Genomic DNA, 17,330 nt, shown 5'->3' with positions numbered 1-17,330 from the left:
AATGATTCGAGTTAATCAAGTCAGCAAACAGTTCACCTTGCACAACCAAGGTGGTGTTGAACTATCGGTGTTACAACAAGCAAGTTTTTCAGTGGCGGCAGGCGAGTGCGTGGTGTTACACGGGCCATCTGGCTCAGGTAAATCTACGTTACTGCGAAGCCTATATGGCAACTATTTAATCGAGCAAGGTTCAGTACAAGTTAGGCATCAAGGTCAATGGCTTGAGCTTGCTGGCATTGAACCACGCACCATGATTGCCCTGCGCCGCCAAACACTCGGTTGGGTCAGTCAGTTTTTACGCGTTATTCCACGCACCACAGCGCTAGAAATTGTGATGCAACCCGCCATAGAAGCTGGACTGAGCCGAGCGCAGGCAAAACAGCGTAGCGAAGAAATGCTCGCTAGGCTCAACGTGCCAGAATCACTTTGGCACCTCGCACCCGCCACGTTTTCTGGCGGCGAGCAGCAGCGGGTCAATATTGCTAGTGGTTTTGTTGTTGATCACCCGATTTTACTACTCGATGAGCCAACCGCGTCACTAGATGAGCAAAACCGCGAAGTCGTCATTGAGCTGATTGAGCAAGCCAAACAGCGCGGTGCTGCAATCGTTGGCATTTTTCATGATGCCTATGTGCGCAACCGCGTCGCCGACCGTCTGTATCATCTTGCCGCGCAGGGAGCGAACTCATGATCATCAGTAATGTTAAATTAGTGCTAGCCAATGAGGTAATGGATGGCAGCATTGAGGTCAAAAATGGCTTAATCCACCGTATCGACACAGGCAAATGCCACCTTGCAAACACCGTTGATGGCGAAGGTGCCTGGCTAATGCCAGGCTTAATTGAGCTTCATACAGATAACTTAGAGAAGTATTTCACCCCAAGGCCAAAAGTCAGCTGGCCGCCCTTCTCTGCTATGTCTGCCCACGATAAGCAGCTTATTGGCAGTGGCATCACCACGGTACTCGATGCTGTGGCCATTGGCGATGTACGCGATGGGGGTACGCGCCAAAACATTGTGGCAGATATGGTCAAAACGGTTACCGAAAGTGAGAACCGCGGCGTTAATCGCGCTGAGCATTTGCTGCACGTGCGCTGTGAATTACCCAACGAGGATACCGCCGAACAAGCGCAGGCTTTCGTTGGCATGGCAAACCTGAAAATGATCTCAGTGATGGATCATTCACCTGGTCAACGCCAATTTGTAAATCTTGACAAGTACCGCACCTACTACCAAGGCAAATACGGTTACAGCGACATTGAAATGCAAGCATTTGAAGCTGAGCAGCGCGCCCGCTCAGCGAAGTACTCGCAACGCAATCGCTTAGCGATTGCTAACCTCTGTAAAGCGCATGGTATCGCGCTTGCCAGCCATGATGACGCCACCGATGAACATGCTGATGAGTCAGCAAGCTTGGGGGCCAAGATGGCAGAATTCCCAACGACGTTGGCGGCCGCCACACGCTCACATCAGCATGGCATGAAGGTGTTAATGGGCGCGCCTAATATCGTTCGCGGCGGCTCACATTCGGGCAACATTGCTGCCAAATCACTGGCACAAGCTGGCGTTTTGGATTTATTGTCGTCGGATTATTTCCCTCATAGCCTGCTGGATGCGATTTTCCAGCTTGCCGATGATCAAGACACGCCCCATACCTTGGCGGATGCGACCCGACTTGCCACATTGAATGCAGCGAACACACTTGGGCTAGAAGACCGAGGTGAACTGGCTATTGGCAAGCAGGCTGACCTAATACTTGTTAAACGTCACGCTAGCCAGCCTTATGTTGAACACGCCTACAGGCGCGGTAAGCGAGTGTTCTAATGGCCAAGATTTATTACTTTATGGGCGCCTCTGGCAGTGGTAAAGACAGCCTAATTCATGCGGTTCGCAAGCAGTTTGAAGGTGAGCTGTTGGTCGCACCGCGTTACATTACCCGCGCTAGCGATGCTGGCAGCGAAAATCATATCGAGTTGTCAGTGAGCGAGTTTCAATTGCGCTTACGCCTTGGCTTATTTGCCATGCATTGGCAGGCCAACGGCCTGTACTATGGCATTGGCTGCGAAATTGACCAATGGCAAAGTGTACCCGTTTTAGTCAACGGCTCTCGGGCGTATTATGAGCAAGCCAAACAAGACTATGGCAGCCGTTTGCAGGGTGTTTGGGTAGATGTAGCCACTGACGTATTGGCCCAGCGGCTGCACCAACGCGGGCGCGAATCGACCAGCGAAATACAAGCACGCCTTGAGCGCCATGCGCAATTTACTCTGCCACACAATGACGTTATTAGAATTAACAACAACGGCAGCATTACCGAAAGTCTCGATCAATTCATTCAGCAAAGTGACATCTGGCAAGGAGCCACAAGCCTATGAAATTAACTCAGCTTGGCACCGCCAACACTGCTGGGGTGCCAGTTTATGGTTGTCACTGTACGGTGTGCACGAAAGCGCGTGTTTATAGTCACCTACAACGGCAAAAAACCTCAGCAATGGTAGAGCACAATGGCAAACGCTTGCTAGTCGATGTAAACCATCCAGAGCTGGCGAGCCGTTACGCCCCTACCGATATCGAGCGAGTGCTGCTAACGCACTATCACATGGATCATGTCATGCAGATGTTTGATATGCGCTGGGGGGTTGGACGCATTCCAGTATACGGCCCAAACGATGAGGTTGGCTGTGATGACCTATTTAAACACCCAGGCCTCTTTCACTTTGCCCCAGCCCTCAAAGCGTTTCAAACCTTTGATTGGTTTGGGGTCAACATCACCCCCCTCCCTCTTAATCATAGTCGACCAACGTTTGGCTACGCCTTTGAGTATCAAGGGCAAATCATTGCTTATTTAACTGATACCTATGGTCTGCCAGAAGACACCCGCCAGTGGTTACTCGCGCGCAATCTCTATTTAGTGCTTATCGATAGCAGTCATCCACCGGGCGAAAGCCAAGGGGGCCACAACGATATATTGATGAGCAAAGCCCTGTTCGAACAGCTACAGCCTATCTATATGGGGCTTATTCACCTTTCACACGAGGCGCTAGAGTGGACTGAACAGCATCCAGAGTTTTTCAGCGACCGCTTTTTCATTGTAAACGACCAGCAGGAATTTGAATTATGAATCAGCCAGCAAGCCAGGTACTACCCGAGCGTGGACGCGTAAGTGATAGCGCACAGCTGCATGCTTGCACACTTGGGGTGTTCACCGAAGTCGGCGAACGCTGCAAGCTTAATAATATTACCCTAGGCGATTATTCCTACGTTGAGTCTGACAGCAACCTAATGTATTGCGACGTGGGTAAGTTCTGCTCTATTGCTGCCGCCGTAAGGATCAACCCAAGTAATCACCCTTGGTGGCGCGCTTCCCAGCATCATTTTACATATCGTGCTGGTAAATATGGCATGGCAGATGACCTAGACGACAGCGTATTTAACTGGCGCCAGCAAGACAGTGTTCGCATTGGCCACGATGTATGGATTGGCCATGGTGCAATATTGCTGCCAGGCGTTAATGTTGGCAATGGTGCCATCATCGGCGCAGGCAGCGTGGTAACCAAAGATGTGCCCGCTTGGCATATTGTTGTGGGTAACCCCGCCAAGGTACTCAGACCAAGGTTTTCTGATCCAGCGATTTCTAAGCGTTTAGAGGCCATCGCGTGGTGGGATTGGCCACTAGAAAAAATTGAACAATACCTGCCCCTGTTTCGACAAGATGCGGAGCAGTTTGTTCAAGCCGTTAGTTAAGTATTTTCCTCAGCGCGACGGCTTTTTTGGCTCGCCACGATGGCGATGCCCAGCAAAATAACACAACCGGCCGCAACACTAACTAGGCTAAGTTGCTCGCCCATCAATGCCCAGCCAAGGATGGCAGCCATAACCGGGGCAAATAACTGCACTGTCGCAGCAAAGCCCCCACTAATTTGGCGTACAACCCAATACCATAAAACATAACCAAGCGCCGAAGTGATCACACCAGAACCCACAGCATACAAAACGCCTGCTAGGGTGATAGACAGCTGCGAGATTAAGACTATTTGCAGGGGTAGAATCATGGCAGAGGCGACAATAAAGTTAGCCGCCGTACTCACAACGGGACTCGCTTGCTGTTTGGCACCACTGTATGCGCCCCAAGCAACACCCGCTACAATTGCTGCGGCGATATATGCAACATTATCAATACTCGCTTTCGGCAACAAAAACGCCCCTAAGCCAACCAGGGCCAATAGTGCTCCCATATATCCTATTGCGCTTAACTTCTCGCCGCGCCGTTGAGATAGCAACAACATAGTCAATTGCACCATGGCAAAGAGCACCAGTGCCCCAGTTGCTGTTGGCAACTTAATAAACGCCACAGTATTGGCAATCGCATAAAGCCACAACAAACCACCATGACGCCAAGAGATCGCTGCAAGAATTTGCCGCCAAGAAACCAAACAAAGCAAAATAACTGCTGCACTTACAAGCCTGATGGTCGTGAAACTAATGGCGTCGATATGGGAGTCCATCATCGCGATGCGCGCCAGCAACGAGTTGCCAGCGAACGCTAGCAGGACAAACACAATTGCGCCAAACAACTTCATCTTTTCTCCTAGCGAGCACCACGGCCTACATAGTCTAAACGTTATTAATTCTCTACCGCCTTATTATTGGCTACATTTATGCAGACCAATTATAAAAACCAACAAGGCAAGAGTAGTAATCATGTGTGGAATCATTGGCGCCGTTGCAGAGCGCCCAGTTAATAAAATTTTGCTAAGTGGCTTGAAACTTTTAGAGTACCGAGGTTATGACTCGGCCGGTTTAAGCAACATATCAGAGACAGGCAGTTTGCAGACAGTCAAGGCGGTTGGCAAGGTAAACCTATTAGAAGCAGAGGTTAGTAAGTCGCCTAGCCAATCCACCATTGGCATTGCCCATACTCGCTGGGCAACCCATGGCAGTGTGACGCAGGTCAATGCCCATCCTCATACCAGCCGACAACGCATTGCCGCTGTGCATAATGGCATTATCGAAAATCACCAAGTACTTAGGCAAAACCTTGAAGAATCTGGCTATGAGTTTGTTTCTACGACTGACTCAGAGGTCATCGCGCATTTAATGCATCAAACAATGCATCGAACCGGCAACGCTCTAAAAGCCATGCAAGCGATGACTAAACAATTGCAAGGCGCCTATGGCACGGTTGTCATGGATGCACTGAATCCAAACGAACTGATTGCGGCCCGCTCTGGCAGTCCTTTAGTTATAGGTATTGGCTTGGGTGAGCACTATGTTGCCTCGGATCCAATGGCCCTATTGCCGGTTACTCGGCTGTTTATCTATTTAGAAGAAGGTGATGTGGCACGCATTACTAAAGACCAGATCGACATTTACTGCGCCAATGGTTTACCTGTGCAACGTCCAGTGGTTGAGGTAAACAGCTCAGCGTGTGACAACAATAAAGGTGACTTTCGGCATTACATGTTGAAGGAGATTTTTGAACAGCCAACCGCAATTCGCCAAACCCTAGCACCACTGCTTAGCGATAACACACTGCAAATGCAGGGATTGCAATCCAATACCCTTAACCAAATTAATCATGTGCAGATCATTGCTTGTGGCACATCTTATCACGCTGGGTTAGTTGCTAAATATTGGTTAGAGCAATATGCCGGCATTAGTTGCTCGGTAGAAATTGCTTCCGAATATCGCTATCGCCACCCTGTTATTCCAGACCGTGCATTATTGGTTGCTATCTCACAGTCGGGGGAAACGGCCGATACATTGGCAGCACTCAGGCAAGCAAAAAAACAAGATTATCTCTCCACATTGGCAGTCACCAATACTGCTGCTTCATCCTTGGCACGCGAGGCCGATGGGGTATTGCTTACTCACGCTGGCTTAGAGGTTGGTGTTGCCTCAACCAAGGCCTTCACGACACAGTTGACCTGTTTGCTGGCGCTTACAGCGGCGCTAGCGAAAGACATACGAAACACGGAAAAAATCATTGAGACCTTAGCAACGTTGCCATCAAAAATTGAAGAGTCCTTGTTATTAGACGAACCAATTCAGCAACTTGCGTGCGATTTTAACGACAAGGCGCACAGTATTTTCCTAGGTCGTGGCAGTTTGTACCCAATAGCAATGGAAGGCGCGCTAAAGCTTAAAGAGATTTCCTATATGCATGCCCATGCCTATGCTGCCGGTGAGTTAAAGCATGGACCGTTAGCACTCATAGATGACAGCGTTCCTGTCGTGGTGGTGGCACCTAATGACGAGCTACTAAGTAAGCTCGCTTCAAATATCGCCGAAGTTAGGGCCCGTGGTGGCTTGCTGTATGTGTTTGCCGACGACGCGTGCCAGTTCAACAGTGATGAGACGATGCAAGTAAGAACCTTGGGAAAAGTAGAGCCAATGCTAGCCCCTATTATCTACACCATTCCATTGCAACTACTGGCCTATCATGTTGCCGTAATTAAGGGGACTGATGTTGACCAACCGAGGAACCTAGCTAAGTCTGTCACCGTAGAATGACGCTAGGTTCTTCCTGCATAGCGCTCGATAAGGATGTTGGGTGCTAGCGGCTTATCAAACAAGTAACCTTGTAAGTAGTCACACTGCATCATGACTAAGAGCTCACACTGCCCCTCGGTCTCAACGCCCTCTGCCGTTACAGTTTTGCCAAGTGTGTGGGCCATGGTAATGATATTAGCGACAATACTTTGATTGACTGTGCTCTCTTCAAGGTGGGCAATAAACGATCGATCAATCTTAATATTATCTATCGGCAGCTTGCCAATGGCGCTGTAAGAAGAGTAACCCGTCCCAAAATCATCCAACGACCACTTTAGTGCTGGGTAATCAACCGACTCTATGATTGCACTTAACCCGGCATAATCAGTAAACTCAAAAGACTCAGTCACTTCTAATGAAACAACCTGTGCCGGGGCAAATTGGCTGGTTAACTGTTGATTCAGAAATGCACTAAAGCCATCATCAAAAAACTGAGCACGCGACACATTGATACTCAATGGCACCATACCAAGATTACTCTTCGCAAAATTACGGCTATCGCTCGCGACGAGCTGAATTATTTCCCGACCTAGCGAAAAAATTAACCCGTTCTGTTCTGCGCGCGCAATAAATATGTCGGGACGGATATCGCCCTCTACCGGATGGGTCCAGCGAACCAGTGCTTCGGCACTCACAAGTTTCCTTGTTTTGGCCTCAACGATCGGCTGATAAACCATGGTCAATTGTTGCTGGGCAATGGCAGTGCGCAAACTTCGATCTAGTTCATCTAACGCCTGCAAGGCATGCAGTTGTTCAGGATTGAACCATAAAAAAGCGGGCTGATGGTTTTTTTGTTTGCATGAGTGCAGGGCAATTTCTGCATTTCGCATCACCTCTACTACTTCCACGCCATCTTGAGGCAGCTTTGCTAGTCCCACCTGAACTTCCACGACGCGTTTTGCGTCAGTTACCTGTACACTATTGATAAAGCACTGCTGTATCAGGTCGATCAGCTCGCCGTGGAGTTTATTGTCATCAAGGACTAACAAGAACACATCACCGGCAAAACGCCCTAGCACAACCGCATCGGGAAACGCGGATTGTAATCGGCCGGTTACCGCTACCAGCAGTTCGTCGCCAACTTTCTGCCCTAAACCATCGTTGACAGCTTTAAAATGACGGATATCGATTAAGGCAATAATCAATGACGATGGTGAACTAGCGTTATAATAGTTTTGTACCAACTCGCAGGCATATTGTTTGTTTGGTAGGCCAGTCAGCTGATCGAAGTGAGATTGCTGCCAAATTAGCTCAAGCTGCATTTGCGATTCGCTAATGTCTTGAATGGTACCAACCAGTTGGCCATTATCGTTATGCATTACCTCACGCATGACCCGCTCACCGGCACTGGTATTCACCTTGTATTCAATCGTGTTATTTTGGCTGCTTTGCAAAAAGCTATAGTAAGCTTCTCTAAACTGCGGTAGTACCTGGCTTTGATAGCCTGCAATGTTTTGCTTGTTGTCGTTAATCGATAATACGCGCATTGCTTGTGGTGACAACCTTCTTACTAGGTCGCCTTGATTCATATACCAGCTACCAACTTTCGCTACATGCTGGGCTTGATTTAGCTCCACTTCTCGCTGGCGTAGATCTCGTGTGCGGGCATCTATAATTGAGTTGAGCAACCCTCTATGGCTGACTAGCTGAACTGTGGTGCCAGCTTGGGCTGCCACCAGTGCAACGAACAAGGCTGCGATCAATACTTCTAAAGGCCTAATCTCACCAATCCACGAGTTTTTTTCGCTGTGTATAGACAACACCCAGTGTAAGTTAGCCAGGCGAAGTGTCGTGCTGCTGATTGGGTTTGTATCAAGATTGCCATTTAATACAGGGAAAGGGCTGCTATCTGGGCGCTCAACAACAATAGCCAACTGATAGCCCGCCCTAGATAGTTCAGAGAAATCCATATTATCGAGCAAATCGTTGAGTCTGAAAACGGCTGTTGCAAACCCCCAAAACGATTGTTCGATAAATATTGGTTGGCGCGCCACAATACCTAAGCCACCTTGTTGAAGCGAGCGCGGACCATCTACCACTATTTGCTTTGTAGATATGGCAAGTTCAGCGGATGCTTGAGTAACTGGGTTACGAAGCAAATTATTGCCCAACACACCCGAATCAGGGGAAGCTGGATAGAGATAAGTTACCACGCCACCTGGGGCAAGTTGTAACGATAAAACGCCATCAAGCTGCTGATATAGGCTAGCAGATATTCTTTCGAAGTATTCAGGTGTATTTGGCCCGTTAGGTGCCAAGCCAGATAACACCTCAACGCTAATCAGTGCACGGCTAAACTCGCTTGACAAGCGTTGTTGGTAACCATCCAGCAACTGCTCGACTTCCGCTTTTCGAAGATTGAATCGCTCACTATTCAACTGCCACAAAACAGCAAACGCAATCAAACCAGCAATCAACGCTGCCGAAATACGGGTAAGATGTACTCTGATATTGGTAGCCATGCTACAACACTAGTTCAAGTATCCGAGTGCTGCGAGTACAAGTAGACAAACGGCAGATTTTAGGCCTTAGCGACCCATACACGGTGGATTAACAGCACGATGGCCAAACCAGCGCCTAATAGGCCTGTTAATGCCGTCATCAATACCAAGGTAAAAAACCAAGGCATTTGCAGCAGAATTTGGTTTAAGTAACAAGTTGCCAGCGCAACACAACCAGCAAGCATCAGCAAGATATAACTAAGGTGAACAATCGTGTAGATCATACCCGACTGTGGCGCGGCCCATTGATTCCATTCGCTAGCTAACTCAGGTGTCTGTATTAATTGCACAATCAACATCGCCAACGCGTATATGAGCAACAGGCTACCCATTAATAGTGAATACGAAAGCCTCATTAGTATTCCAGTTTGTTTAATGTTAGTGACAGTGAAAAAGTATTACGCGATTGACAAAAAAAATGCGCACCCAAAGGTGCGCACTTATGCCTAAGCTTCGCTTACATAATGCGAACAGGATCAGCTTTCACGTCTACCGTTAACACCTCTGACGGTGGACGGAAGTCAGTAAGCTTGATACCACGTACTGCATTTTTGTATTCATCGATTGTTGGTGTGCGACCAAGAATAGCCGAAAGCACGACTAGTGGCGTTGAGCCTAATAGAGACTCACCCTTCTTCTCGCTGCTGTCGGCAACAACACGGCCTTGGAACAAGCGTGTTGATGTCGCCAGTACAGTATCACCCGGCTCGGCTTTCTCTTGGTTACCCATGCAAAGGTTACAGCCTGGACGCTCTAAGTACATGATGTTCTCGTACTTGGTACGCGCTTCAGCTTTCGGATTGCTGTCGTCGAACTCAAAACCCGAGTACTTCTGCAGAATTTCCCAATCGCCTTCAGCTTTTAGCTCATCGACAATATTGTACGTTGGTGGTGCTACTACCAATGGTGCTTTGAACTCAACCGTGCCCTTGTCAGCTTCGATGTTTTTCAACATCTGAGCGATGATTTGCATGTCACCTTTGTGCACCATGCACGAACCAACAAACGCTAGATCAACGGTTTTCTCACCGTTGTAGTACGATACCGGACGAATGGTATCGTGCGTGTAACGCTTCGATGGGTCATCGTTGTTGACGTCTGGGTCAGCAATCATAGGTTCGCTGATCTGGTCTAGGTCAACCACTACTTCGGCGTAGTACTTGGCATTGTTATCTGGCTTCAATGCTGGCTTGCTACCAGATTTGATTTCGTCAATTCGCTTATTTGCTAGGTTAATTAATCCTTGTAGCGTTTGCGCTTCGTTATCCATGCCTTTATCGATCATGATCTGGATACGGCTCTTCGCCAGCTCCAATGAACCGATTAACGTTTCATCGTTTGAAATACAGATCGACGCCTTAGCCTTCATTTCTGCAGTCCAGTCGGTGAAGGTAAAGGCTTGGTCGGCAAGCAGAGTACCAATATGCACTTCGATCACACGACCTTGGAAAACGTTTTCGCCGCCAAACTGCTTAAGCATCTGCGCTTGTGTAGCGTGCACCACATCACGGAAGTCCATGTGATCCGCCATTTCACCTTTAAAGGTGACTTTCACTGACTCTGGAATTGGCATCGCTGATTCACCGGTCGCCAAAGCTAGGGCAACTGTGCCTGAGTCGGCACCAAAGGCAACGCCTTTCGACATACGTGTGTGCGAGTCACCGCCGATAATGATCGACCAGTCATCAACGGTAATATCGTTCAATACCTTGTGAATAACGTCGGTCATTGGCGCATATTGATCTTTAGGATCGCGTGCAGTAATCAGACCAAACTTGTTCATAAACGACATCAAGCGTGGAATGTTAGCCTGTGCTTTTTTGTCCCAAACAGATGCTGTGTGACAGCCTGACTGGTAGGCGCCATCAAGGCTTGGAGAAATAACAGTCGCCGCCATCGATTCAAGCTCTTGCGATGTCATCAAACCTGTGGTGTCTTGCGAACCTACAATGTTCACTTTAACGCGCACGTCAGAGCCCGCATGCAAAGGTGTTGCAGAGTTAACGCCAACGGCATTTTGGTTGAAGATTTTTTCAACTGCCGTTAGGCCTTGACCTTCATGCGAGACTTCTTTTGATGGTGCGTAAACCAGTGGTGTTTCAATGCCAAGCGTTTTCGCCGCAAAGCTTTGCAACTGCTTGCCAAATACCACAGCGTAAGAGCCACCAGCGCGCATAAATTCCATTTTTTGTGGGGTAAACGCGTCTGCTACGTCAGCAACCACTTCGCCGTCTTTGTACAGCTTTTTCTCTTTGGTGTTGATCGTAAGCACTGTGCCGGTGTCTACCGAGTAGACCTGCTCTAGTACTGGGTCACCATTTTCATCTACCACAACGTTGCCGTTGGCATCTACTTTCTTAACCCAGTTTTTCAGGTCAAGGCCAATACCACCCGTTACGCCTACCGTGGTTAGGAAGATTGGTGAAATACCGTTAGTGCCGGCCACAACTGGCTTCATGTTTACAAACGGGATATAAGGGCTTGCTGGCTCACCGGCCCACAAAGCAACGTTGTTCACGCCCGACATGCGTGAAGAACCCACACCCATGGTGCCTTTCTCAGCAATCAGCATGACTTTTTTGCCCGGGTGCTCAGCTTGCAATGCTTTGATCTTCGCTTGTGCTTCTGGCGAGATCATACACTGACCATGTAGTTCACGGTCTGAGCGTGAGTGCGCTTGGTTGCCCGGCGATAGTAAGTCGGTTGAAATATCACCTACTGCGGCAACATAGGTCACCACTTCTACAGTTTCTTCAACTTCTGGTAACTTGGTGAAGAACTCAGCTTGCGCGTAGCTATGAAGAATTTCTTCAGCGATTGGGTTGCCTTCTTTAAATGCTGCTTCTAAACGGCTGGTGTCTGCTTCGTACAAGAACACCTGAGTTTTAAGCACCTCTGCCGCAGGTTTTGCCACCTCAGCATTATCGCTTAGGGCAAGGTCTAGCAATACTTCTACAGATGGGCCACCTTTCATATGTGACAGAAGTTCGAAGGCAAACTCTGGAGTGATCTCAGCGACCTTCTCTTCACCCAATGCAATTTGCTTGAGGAATTTTGCTTTCACGCCCGCTGCTGGCGTGGTGCCTGGTAAGGTGTTGTAGATGAAGAACTTAAGCGAATCTTCACGATGCTCATTGTTCGTATCTTTAATCTGCTCAATGATTTCTGCTAACAGCTCAGCGCCGTCAATTGGTTTTGGGTGTAAACCGAGATCCTTTTTACGGGTTTCGATTTCAGCCAAATATTCTGCATATAAACTCATATAAACCTCTCCTGGCCCAACTCATTAGAACATGCTCTGCTCAACTGGAGCGCATTATAGCTGGTTTTGCCGCATTAGCTGAACACTGAATTGCGCCAAGGTGCGCCACTGAACCATGCACAAGTACCGCAAACCTTGCGCTAGCGGCCTTTATTCACAGGCATTATGCTCACCATACATTTAAGATATACCTATTAATTAACACCATTCAATGCGGTGCTAGGCGTAGCCAGCAACAAAAAAAGCCAGTACGCTAAGCCCTGCCACTAAGGATATGTGTAGCAATTAAAAGGAAGCAACATGTCGAACTCGACCCACCCAGGATTTTCATTTCAGCCGTTATTTAAGCAGGTAGAGGACTTAAAACGCGGCGATTTAGCCCTTATTGCGCCAGGCGGGCGCGGCCCACTTCCACCCCATCAGCATAACAGTGCGCACTTATTTGTTGTGCTCACTGGTACGATTGATGTCTGGATTGAGCAAGCCAAACATAGCGTCAATCAGCATGAAACAATTTATGTGCCAGCAAACCGTCAGCACACAATGCACAACCCCACCCAACATACCGCCAGAGTACTTGGCATTGAGCTAGCAGGAGGTGGGCAATGAGTCATTGGGGGCTGCGCGACATACTGGCACCTGTAACAACCCGCTTAACGCTATTTGGTACCAATCCAGTTGATATTGAAGCGGCGCTGCAACACATTGAGGCGGCTAAAATCTTGCGGGCAACTGACCTAGAAACACATTGGCAAGATTTTTGGCAAGCCAAAGCACAACGGTATTTAACCCTGGCAAAACAAAGCCCTTCTAAACTTGGTTCAAGTCGCTTCCATGCATTGGTTACTCATTGCATGCATGCAATGTTCCTAATCAATTACCACAACCAAGCGACGAAACGCCAGCACTACCAGGCCTTTGCTGAGCACTATCAAGCTAGCTTGCTGCATCACGTTGAACACATATCGCTGCCATTAAATGATCAGCAACAGATCAGTGCCCTACTGCACTTGCCAAAACATAGCAGCCCTTATGCGTGCACCATATTATTTGCAGGGCTTGGCAGCTGCAAAGAGGAGATGCAGATGCTGGTAGAGCCTATGTTAGCAAGAGGGATTGCAGTGCTAGTGCCCGACCTGCCAGGTTGCGGCACATCGATTTATCAGTCACAGATACCCTGCACACGTGAACAGGTGGATACCGCCGTAAAAGCGGCAGTCGACTATGTCGCCAATCGCAGCGACATTGAGGCGAATAAAATTGGTACGGCAGGCCTTTGCATGGGTGGTGGCATTGCTTTTATGGCCGCCACAGCGGATAGCCGTATTACTTACTGTGCAACCTTATTTCCATTGCTGATTAGCGAAGTTGATCAAGCCAACATCCCACAGTGGATGACCAGCGGCCACTGGTTCGAACTTGTTAGTGGTGGGCAAGACAAGCATGCCTTCATCGAATCTATGGGTCTACCAGATAACGCCACTACCGATGCCAATTTTTTAATGATTCATAGTCAGCATGACAATTGGATGACCGAAGAAATGGCCTTGGAGGCGTTTTATCAAAAAGCCAAAGGGCAGCGCCAACAGATAACGGTTACCGATGCGCCAGTAATTTCAGCCTTGGACGGTGCAACTCATGCTATGCCAGTAGGCGAGCAAATGCATTGGTGTAAAGAAGTGATGGCTGATTGGATTATTGAGCAGGTAAGCTAGCATGCAACACTATTTTCAAGCGCTTTGTTGCCAACCCAACACCACGATGTTGCGGGTAAACGACGAATCCAGCGACCGTGCAAGCATATGCCAGGCTGCGACTGAACTGGCCATTGGCCTTCAGAAACAGGGGATTACTTGTGGAGATGTAGTGGCGCTTGTACTACCCAACAGCATTTTTTGGTATCAAGCCTATTTGGCCATCAACGCGATTGGTGCCTTACCCATGCCCATTGACCCTCAAGCCGGAAAATGGGAAGTAGCCAATTATTTACGCCAAACCAATGCCAAACTGTGCATTATATGCAATCAATATCGCTCTGCGGTGCACGACGCCAGCCTTGCGGCGATGACTATACCAGTGTTTACCGTCGACACGCCGCGCTATGATTCAATTCAATCAATCGAAGCATTGCGACAACCAGGCCAATTAACCCCAGTTGCGAATAGTTGTTTAATGCTAGCCTGCACGTCGGGTACTACCGGCAATGCAAAAATTATCAGCGTGCCACAAGCTGGGTTTCTAAAGTCCCAACAAGATATGGCCAAGTTTCTCTCGCTTACACCCGATGATTGCATGCTGCTGGGCATGCCACTCTATCATCAAGGTGGTTTTGGTATGGGCATGCAAGCCATCCTGGCTGGCGCATCGGTTATTTATCAAGCAGAGCTCGACCCAGAAGCGTTTTTAAGCACCATCAGTGAGCAAAAGGTCAGCATAGTTCAGCTTACCCCTACTGTTGCTCGGCTATTGCTGTCGCTGCCCAACTTTGCAGAATATGATATCTCAAGCCTGAGACTGGCCTACTTTGCCGGTGAAGTACTTGATCAAACATTAGCAGAGACCTTTAGCCAATCACTGAATATTCCAGTAGTAAACATCATCGGCTCTAGCGAAACCGGCACCATGGTAGCTTGGGATTCGCGAACCACAAAGTTTGCCAACCCAAGCATTTTTGAACCGTTGCCATTCAGTGGGGTGGCTGTACTCGATGATCAGCAACAAGACTGCCAAGAGGGCGAGCTTTGGGTCCACACAGATGCCGTGCTACTCGAGTATCATGGCAATCCAGAGCTTAGCGCACAGAACATTCGAATAGATGAGCTTGGCCAGCGTTGGTTTGCCACCGGCGATCTAGTAAAACGAATCGACGACCAAGCAATCCAGTTTATTGGCCGGCAAAAGCGCGCCATCAAACGCGGAGCCAACCTCATTCACCCAGAAGAAGTTGAGGCCTTTTTGGTGCAACATGCTGGCATTCAAGACGCCTGTGTTGTCAGCCAAGCCCACGAAGTATTTGGCGAACAGGTCATCGCTTACCTAGTGGTAACACCAGGCAGATTGTTAACGCGTGGCAATATTTTACAGTACTGTTTAGGCAGAATTGCCGCCTACAAAGTGCCCGACAAAATAATATTCGTCGACCAACTGCCCGAGCAAAAAGGCAAACGACACCTACAACAAGTAAAAGGATTAGAAACCGATGAAGTTTAAGGACTTATACGACTTCAACAGTATTTACCAAGATTCACTGTTTCCTGATGACCTCTCCCGCGCAGCCTTTATTTATCAAGGCAACACAGTCACATACGCAGAGTGTAAGCAGCGCGTTGATTTATTGTGTGTCCAGCTTGCGGCATGGGGCATCAAACCAGGTGACAGGTTAGGCTATAGCTTGCCAAGCTCGCCTGAAGCCTTTTTTCTTTACATGGCGCTGCAACGCCTTGGCGCCTGTGCCATACCACTGCACGAGCAAATTCCACCCCCTGCCAAACTAGGTATTTGGCAGGCTTGTAAAGCCGACTTTGTAATTGCTGGAGACCATCTGCTGCCAGCCATCAAACAAGCCCTACTCAATGGTGGGATTAACACGCCGGTTGCAAGCCTTAGCTCATTGCCAAGCGCTGACATAGAAGACTCAGCTGTGACGTTTACTGCCCAGCCAGATGCAATTGCATTAATGGCAATGAGCTCAGGTACAACCGGGCGGCCAAAAATTGTTGCCCCCACTCAACGCAACGCCGCCACCGTGCTAAAAGCAGCGCATCATCTTATGCAACCAAGTGCTGAAGGCTACCAATTGGTGATTGGCTTCCCTTTATCGACCTCGGGCATCCTGACCTGCATGGGCATGTTTGCCGCTGGTGTCACCCTGGTGATTCCTGAAGACATGTCACCGAATAGTTTTTTGACATTGGCTGAGTCTGCCCAAGCCATTGCTGCCCCACCAGCCTACTTAGAAGGCTTAACGGCAGCGGCGAATGGCCGAACTTACGCATCGGTGGAGCGGGTATACACCGGCATGGATTTTTTCCGCAATGCCTTGCTAGAAAAAATGCGCGCCCCCTTCCCTAATCTCAACCGTGCTGGCAATGGTTATGGTTTAGTGGAAACGTCCACCGTATTAATGACTTGGCATGCGCACTCTGCTGATGAATTCAGCTTGCCGACCAACAGAATGCAACCCGTTGCGGGTATTGGCAACGAGTTTGCAGTGAAAGACTCAGAAGGCAAAGAAGTAGCGCCCGGCCAGCAGGGTGAGTTGCATGTCCGTGGTAATAGTGTGGTAAGTGGTTATTTAAATCAGCCCGATTCACAAGCCTTTAACGATGGCTGGTTTGCCACTGGCGATATCGCCATTGCCCACGAAGATGGCAGCATTAGTCTACTAGGGCGCAGCAAGGACATTATTAAACGCGGTGGGCGCAGTATCTCGCCAATTGAAGTGACTGACTTTGTTAACCAGCTCGCTAACGTGGAAGCCAGTGCCGCGGTAGGTGTGCCACATGAGCTGTATGGTGAAATGCTTTGGTTATTTATTGTTGGTGATGCCAAACACCGCGACATTATGCGCGCCTGCCGCCAACACTTAGCACCCTACTTAGTCCCCGACCAAATCCGCAGCATTGCTGAGTTACCGAAAAACCCAGGTGTGGGCAAGCTAGATTACAACGCGCTAAAAATACTCGCTTTAGCAGAATTAACCGAAGGAGCTGACAATGAATGCGAAATGGGATGAATTTCAACAGCTGGTTTGCGACCACCTTGGCATGGAACAAGACGAAGTGGGCCCACAGACCAATTTGTATACCGACCTTGGCATCGACTCGCTGGGTGTTGTAAGCCTAGGGCTAGTGACTCAAAAGCACTTCCAAGTGCAGCTACCACTAGCAAGCCTTACTGGCATCAGCACGCTCGGTGGCTTATGCGAGCTACTTGTAGAGCATCTAGTAGATCATCAGTTGCAAAAACAACCATAGGTTCTATTGGCGTTCAGCCAAACTGCTTACACTCGCATT

General features: G+C 48.7%; 15 protein-coding genes. 11 read left to right on the top strand and 4 right to left on the bottom strand.

The window, feature by feature from the left end; translation table 11 throughout:
- Window position 1 precedes the first annotated feature (1 nt).
- From phnL to DUW71_RS06825, 5 genes are read left to right on the top strand one after another with little or no spacing between them, the layout of a single operon-like run.
- Entirely contained in the window at window positions 2-691 is a 690-nt protein-coding gene (gene phnL, locus DUW71_RS06845; RefSeq protein ID WP_119394505.1) for a phosphonate C-P lyase system protein PhnL, read from the top strand.
- Complete coding sequence (phnM, locus tag DUW71_RS06840) at window positions 688-1,824, top strand: alpha-D-ribose 1-methylphosphonate 5-triphosphate diphosphatase (RefSeq protein ID WP_119394504.1); 1,137 nt, start codon at window positions 688-690, stop codon at window positions 1,822-1,824. The genes phnL and phnM overlap by 4 nt, the downstream gene beginning before the upstream one ends.
- A complete protein-coding gene (gene phnN / locus DUW71_RS06835; protein WP_119394503.1) occupies window positions 1,824-2,375 on the top strand; it encodes a ribose 1,5-bisphosphokinase in 552 nt (183 codons plus the stop codon). Before phnM ends, phnN begins: the two co-directional genes overlap by 1 nt.
- On the top strand, window positions 2,372-3,121 hold the full coding sequence (gene phnP / locus DUW71_RS06830) for a phosphonate metabolism protein PhnP (RefSeq protein WP_119394502.1): 750 nt from the start codon (window positions 2,372-2,374) through the stop codon (window positions 3,119-3,121). The genes phnN and phnP overlap by 4 nt, the downstream gene beginning before the upstream one ends.
- Complete coding sequence (locus DUW71_RS06825; RefSeq protein ID WP_119394501.1) at window positions 3,118-3,744, top strand: DapH/DapD/GlmU-related protein; 627 nt, start codon at window positions 3,118-3,120, stop codon at window positions 3,742-3,744. The genes phnP and DUW71_RS06825 overlap by 4 nt, the downstream gene beginning before the upstream one ends.
- Here the strand turns inward: DUW71_RS06825 and DUW71_RS06820 are convergent.
- Window positions 3,741-4,580: a DMT family transporter gene (locus tag DUW71_RS06820; protein ID WP_119394500.1), complete on the bottom strand. Its 840-nt coding sequence runs from the start codon at window positions 4,578-4,580 to the stop codon at window positions 3,741-3,743. The two genes, DUW71_RS06825 and DUW71_RS06820, sit on opposite strands and share 4 nt — an antisense overlap.
- Here DUW71_RS06820 and glmS point away from each other — a divergent pair.
- Window positions 4,468-6,513, top strand: coding sequence for a glutamine--fructose-6-phosphate transaminase (isomerizing) (gene glmS / locus DUW71_RS06815; RefSeq protein WP_407690492.1), 2,046 nt, complete (start codon window positions 4,468-4,470; stop codon window positions 6,511-6,513). The genes DUW71_RS06820 and glmS overlap by 113 nt on opposite strands.
- Before the next feature lie 2 nt (window positions 6,514-6,515).
- Here glmS and DUW71_RS06810 read toward each other — a convergent pair whose 3' ends face one another.
- From DUW71_RS06810 to DUW71_RS06800, 3 genes are all read right to left on the bottom strand, one after another.
- On the bottom strand, window positions 6,516-9,014 hold the full coding sequence (locus tag DUW71_RS06810; RefSeq protein ID WP_119394498.1) for a bifunctional diguanylate cyclase/phosphodiesterase: 2,499 nt from the start codon (window positions 9,012-9,014) through the stop codon (window positions 6,516-6,518).
- A gap of 59 nt (window positions 9,015-9,073) precedes the next feature.
- Complete coding sequence (locus tag DUW71_RS06805) at window positions 9,074-9,409, bottom strand: hypothetical protein (RefSeq protein WP_158583911.1); 336 nt, start codon at window positions 9,407-9,409, stop codon at window positions 9,074-9,076.
- A gap of 101 nt (window positions 9,410-9,510) precedes the next feature.
- On the bottom strand, window positions 9,511-12,315 hold the full coding sequence (locus DUW71_RS06800; protein ID WP_119394496.1) for a bifunctional aconitate hydratase 2/2-methylisocitrate dehydratase: 2,805 nt from the start codon (window positions 12,313-12,315) through the stop codon (window positions 9,511-9,513).
- A gap of 300 nt (window positions 12,316-12,615) precedes the next feature.
- On the opposite strand from DUW71_RS06800, the gene DUW71_RS06795 reads away from it, so the two are divergent.
- The 5 genes from DUW71_RS06795 to DUW71_RS06775 are packed head-to-tail and all read left to right on the top strand — an operon-like array spanning window position 12,616 to window position 17,291.
- Window positions 12,616-12,924, top strand: a complete 309-nt coding sequence (locus tag DUW71_RS06795; protein WP_119394495.1) for a cupin domain-containing protein — start codon at window positions 12,616-12,618, stop codon at window positions 12,922-12,924.
- Window positions 12,921-14,030, top strand: a complete 1,110-nt coding sequence (locus DUW71_RS06790) for an alpha/beta hydrolase (RefSeq protein WP_119394494.1) — start codon at window positions 12,921-12,923, stop codon at window positions 14,028-14,030. The genes DUW71_RS06795 and DUW71_RS06790 overlap by 4 nt, the downstream gene beginning before the upstream one ends.
- Before the next feature lies 1 nt (window position 14,031).
- Complete coding sequence (locus DUW71_RS06785) at window positions 14,032-15,525, top strand: class I adenylate-forming enzyme family protein (RefSeq protein WP_119394493.1); 1,494 nt, start codon at window positions 14,032-14,034, stop codon at window positions 15,523-15,525.
- On the top strand, window positions 15,515-17,050 hold the full coding sequence (locus DUW71_RS06780) for a class I adenylate-forming enzyme family protein (RefSeq protein ID WP_119394492.1): 1,536 nt from the start codon (window positions 15,515-15,517) through the stop codon (window positions 17,048-17,050). Before DUW71_RS06785 ends, DUW71_RS06780 begins: the two co-directional genes overlap by 11 nt.
- The gene (locus tag DUW71_RS06775; protein WP_119394491.1) at window positions 17,031-17,291 is read left to right on the top strand and encodes an acyl carrier protein; all 261 of its coding nucleotides are present in this window, start codon (window positions 17,031-17,033) and stop codon (window positions 17,289-17,291) included. The genes DUW71_RS06780 and DUW71_RS06775 overlap by 20 nt, the downstream gene beginning before the upstream one ends.
- Window positions 17,292-17,330 lie beyond the last annotated feature (39 nt).

Source organism: Salinibius halmophilus (genome assembly GCF_003577475.1).
GTDB classification, from domain to species: domain Bacteria; phylum Pseudomonadota; class Gammaproteobacteria; order Pseudomonadales; family Natronospirillaceae; genus Salinibius; species Salinibius halmophilus.
This window is presented reverse-complemented; position numbering and strand designations above follow the sequence as displayed.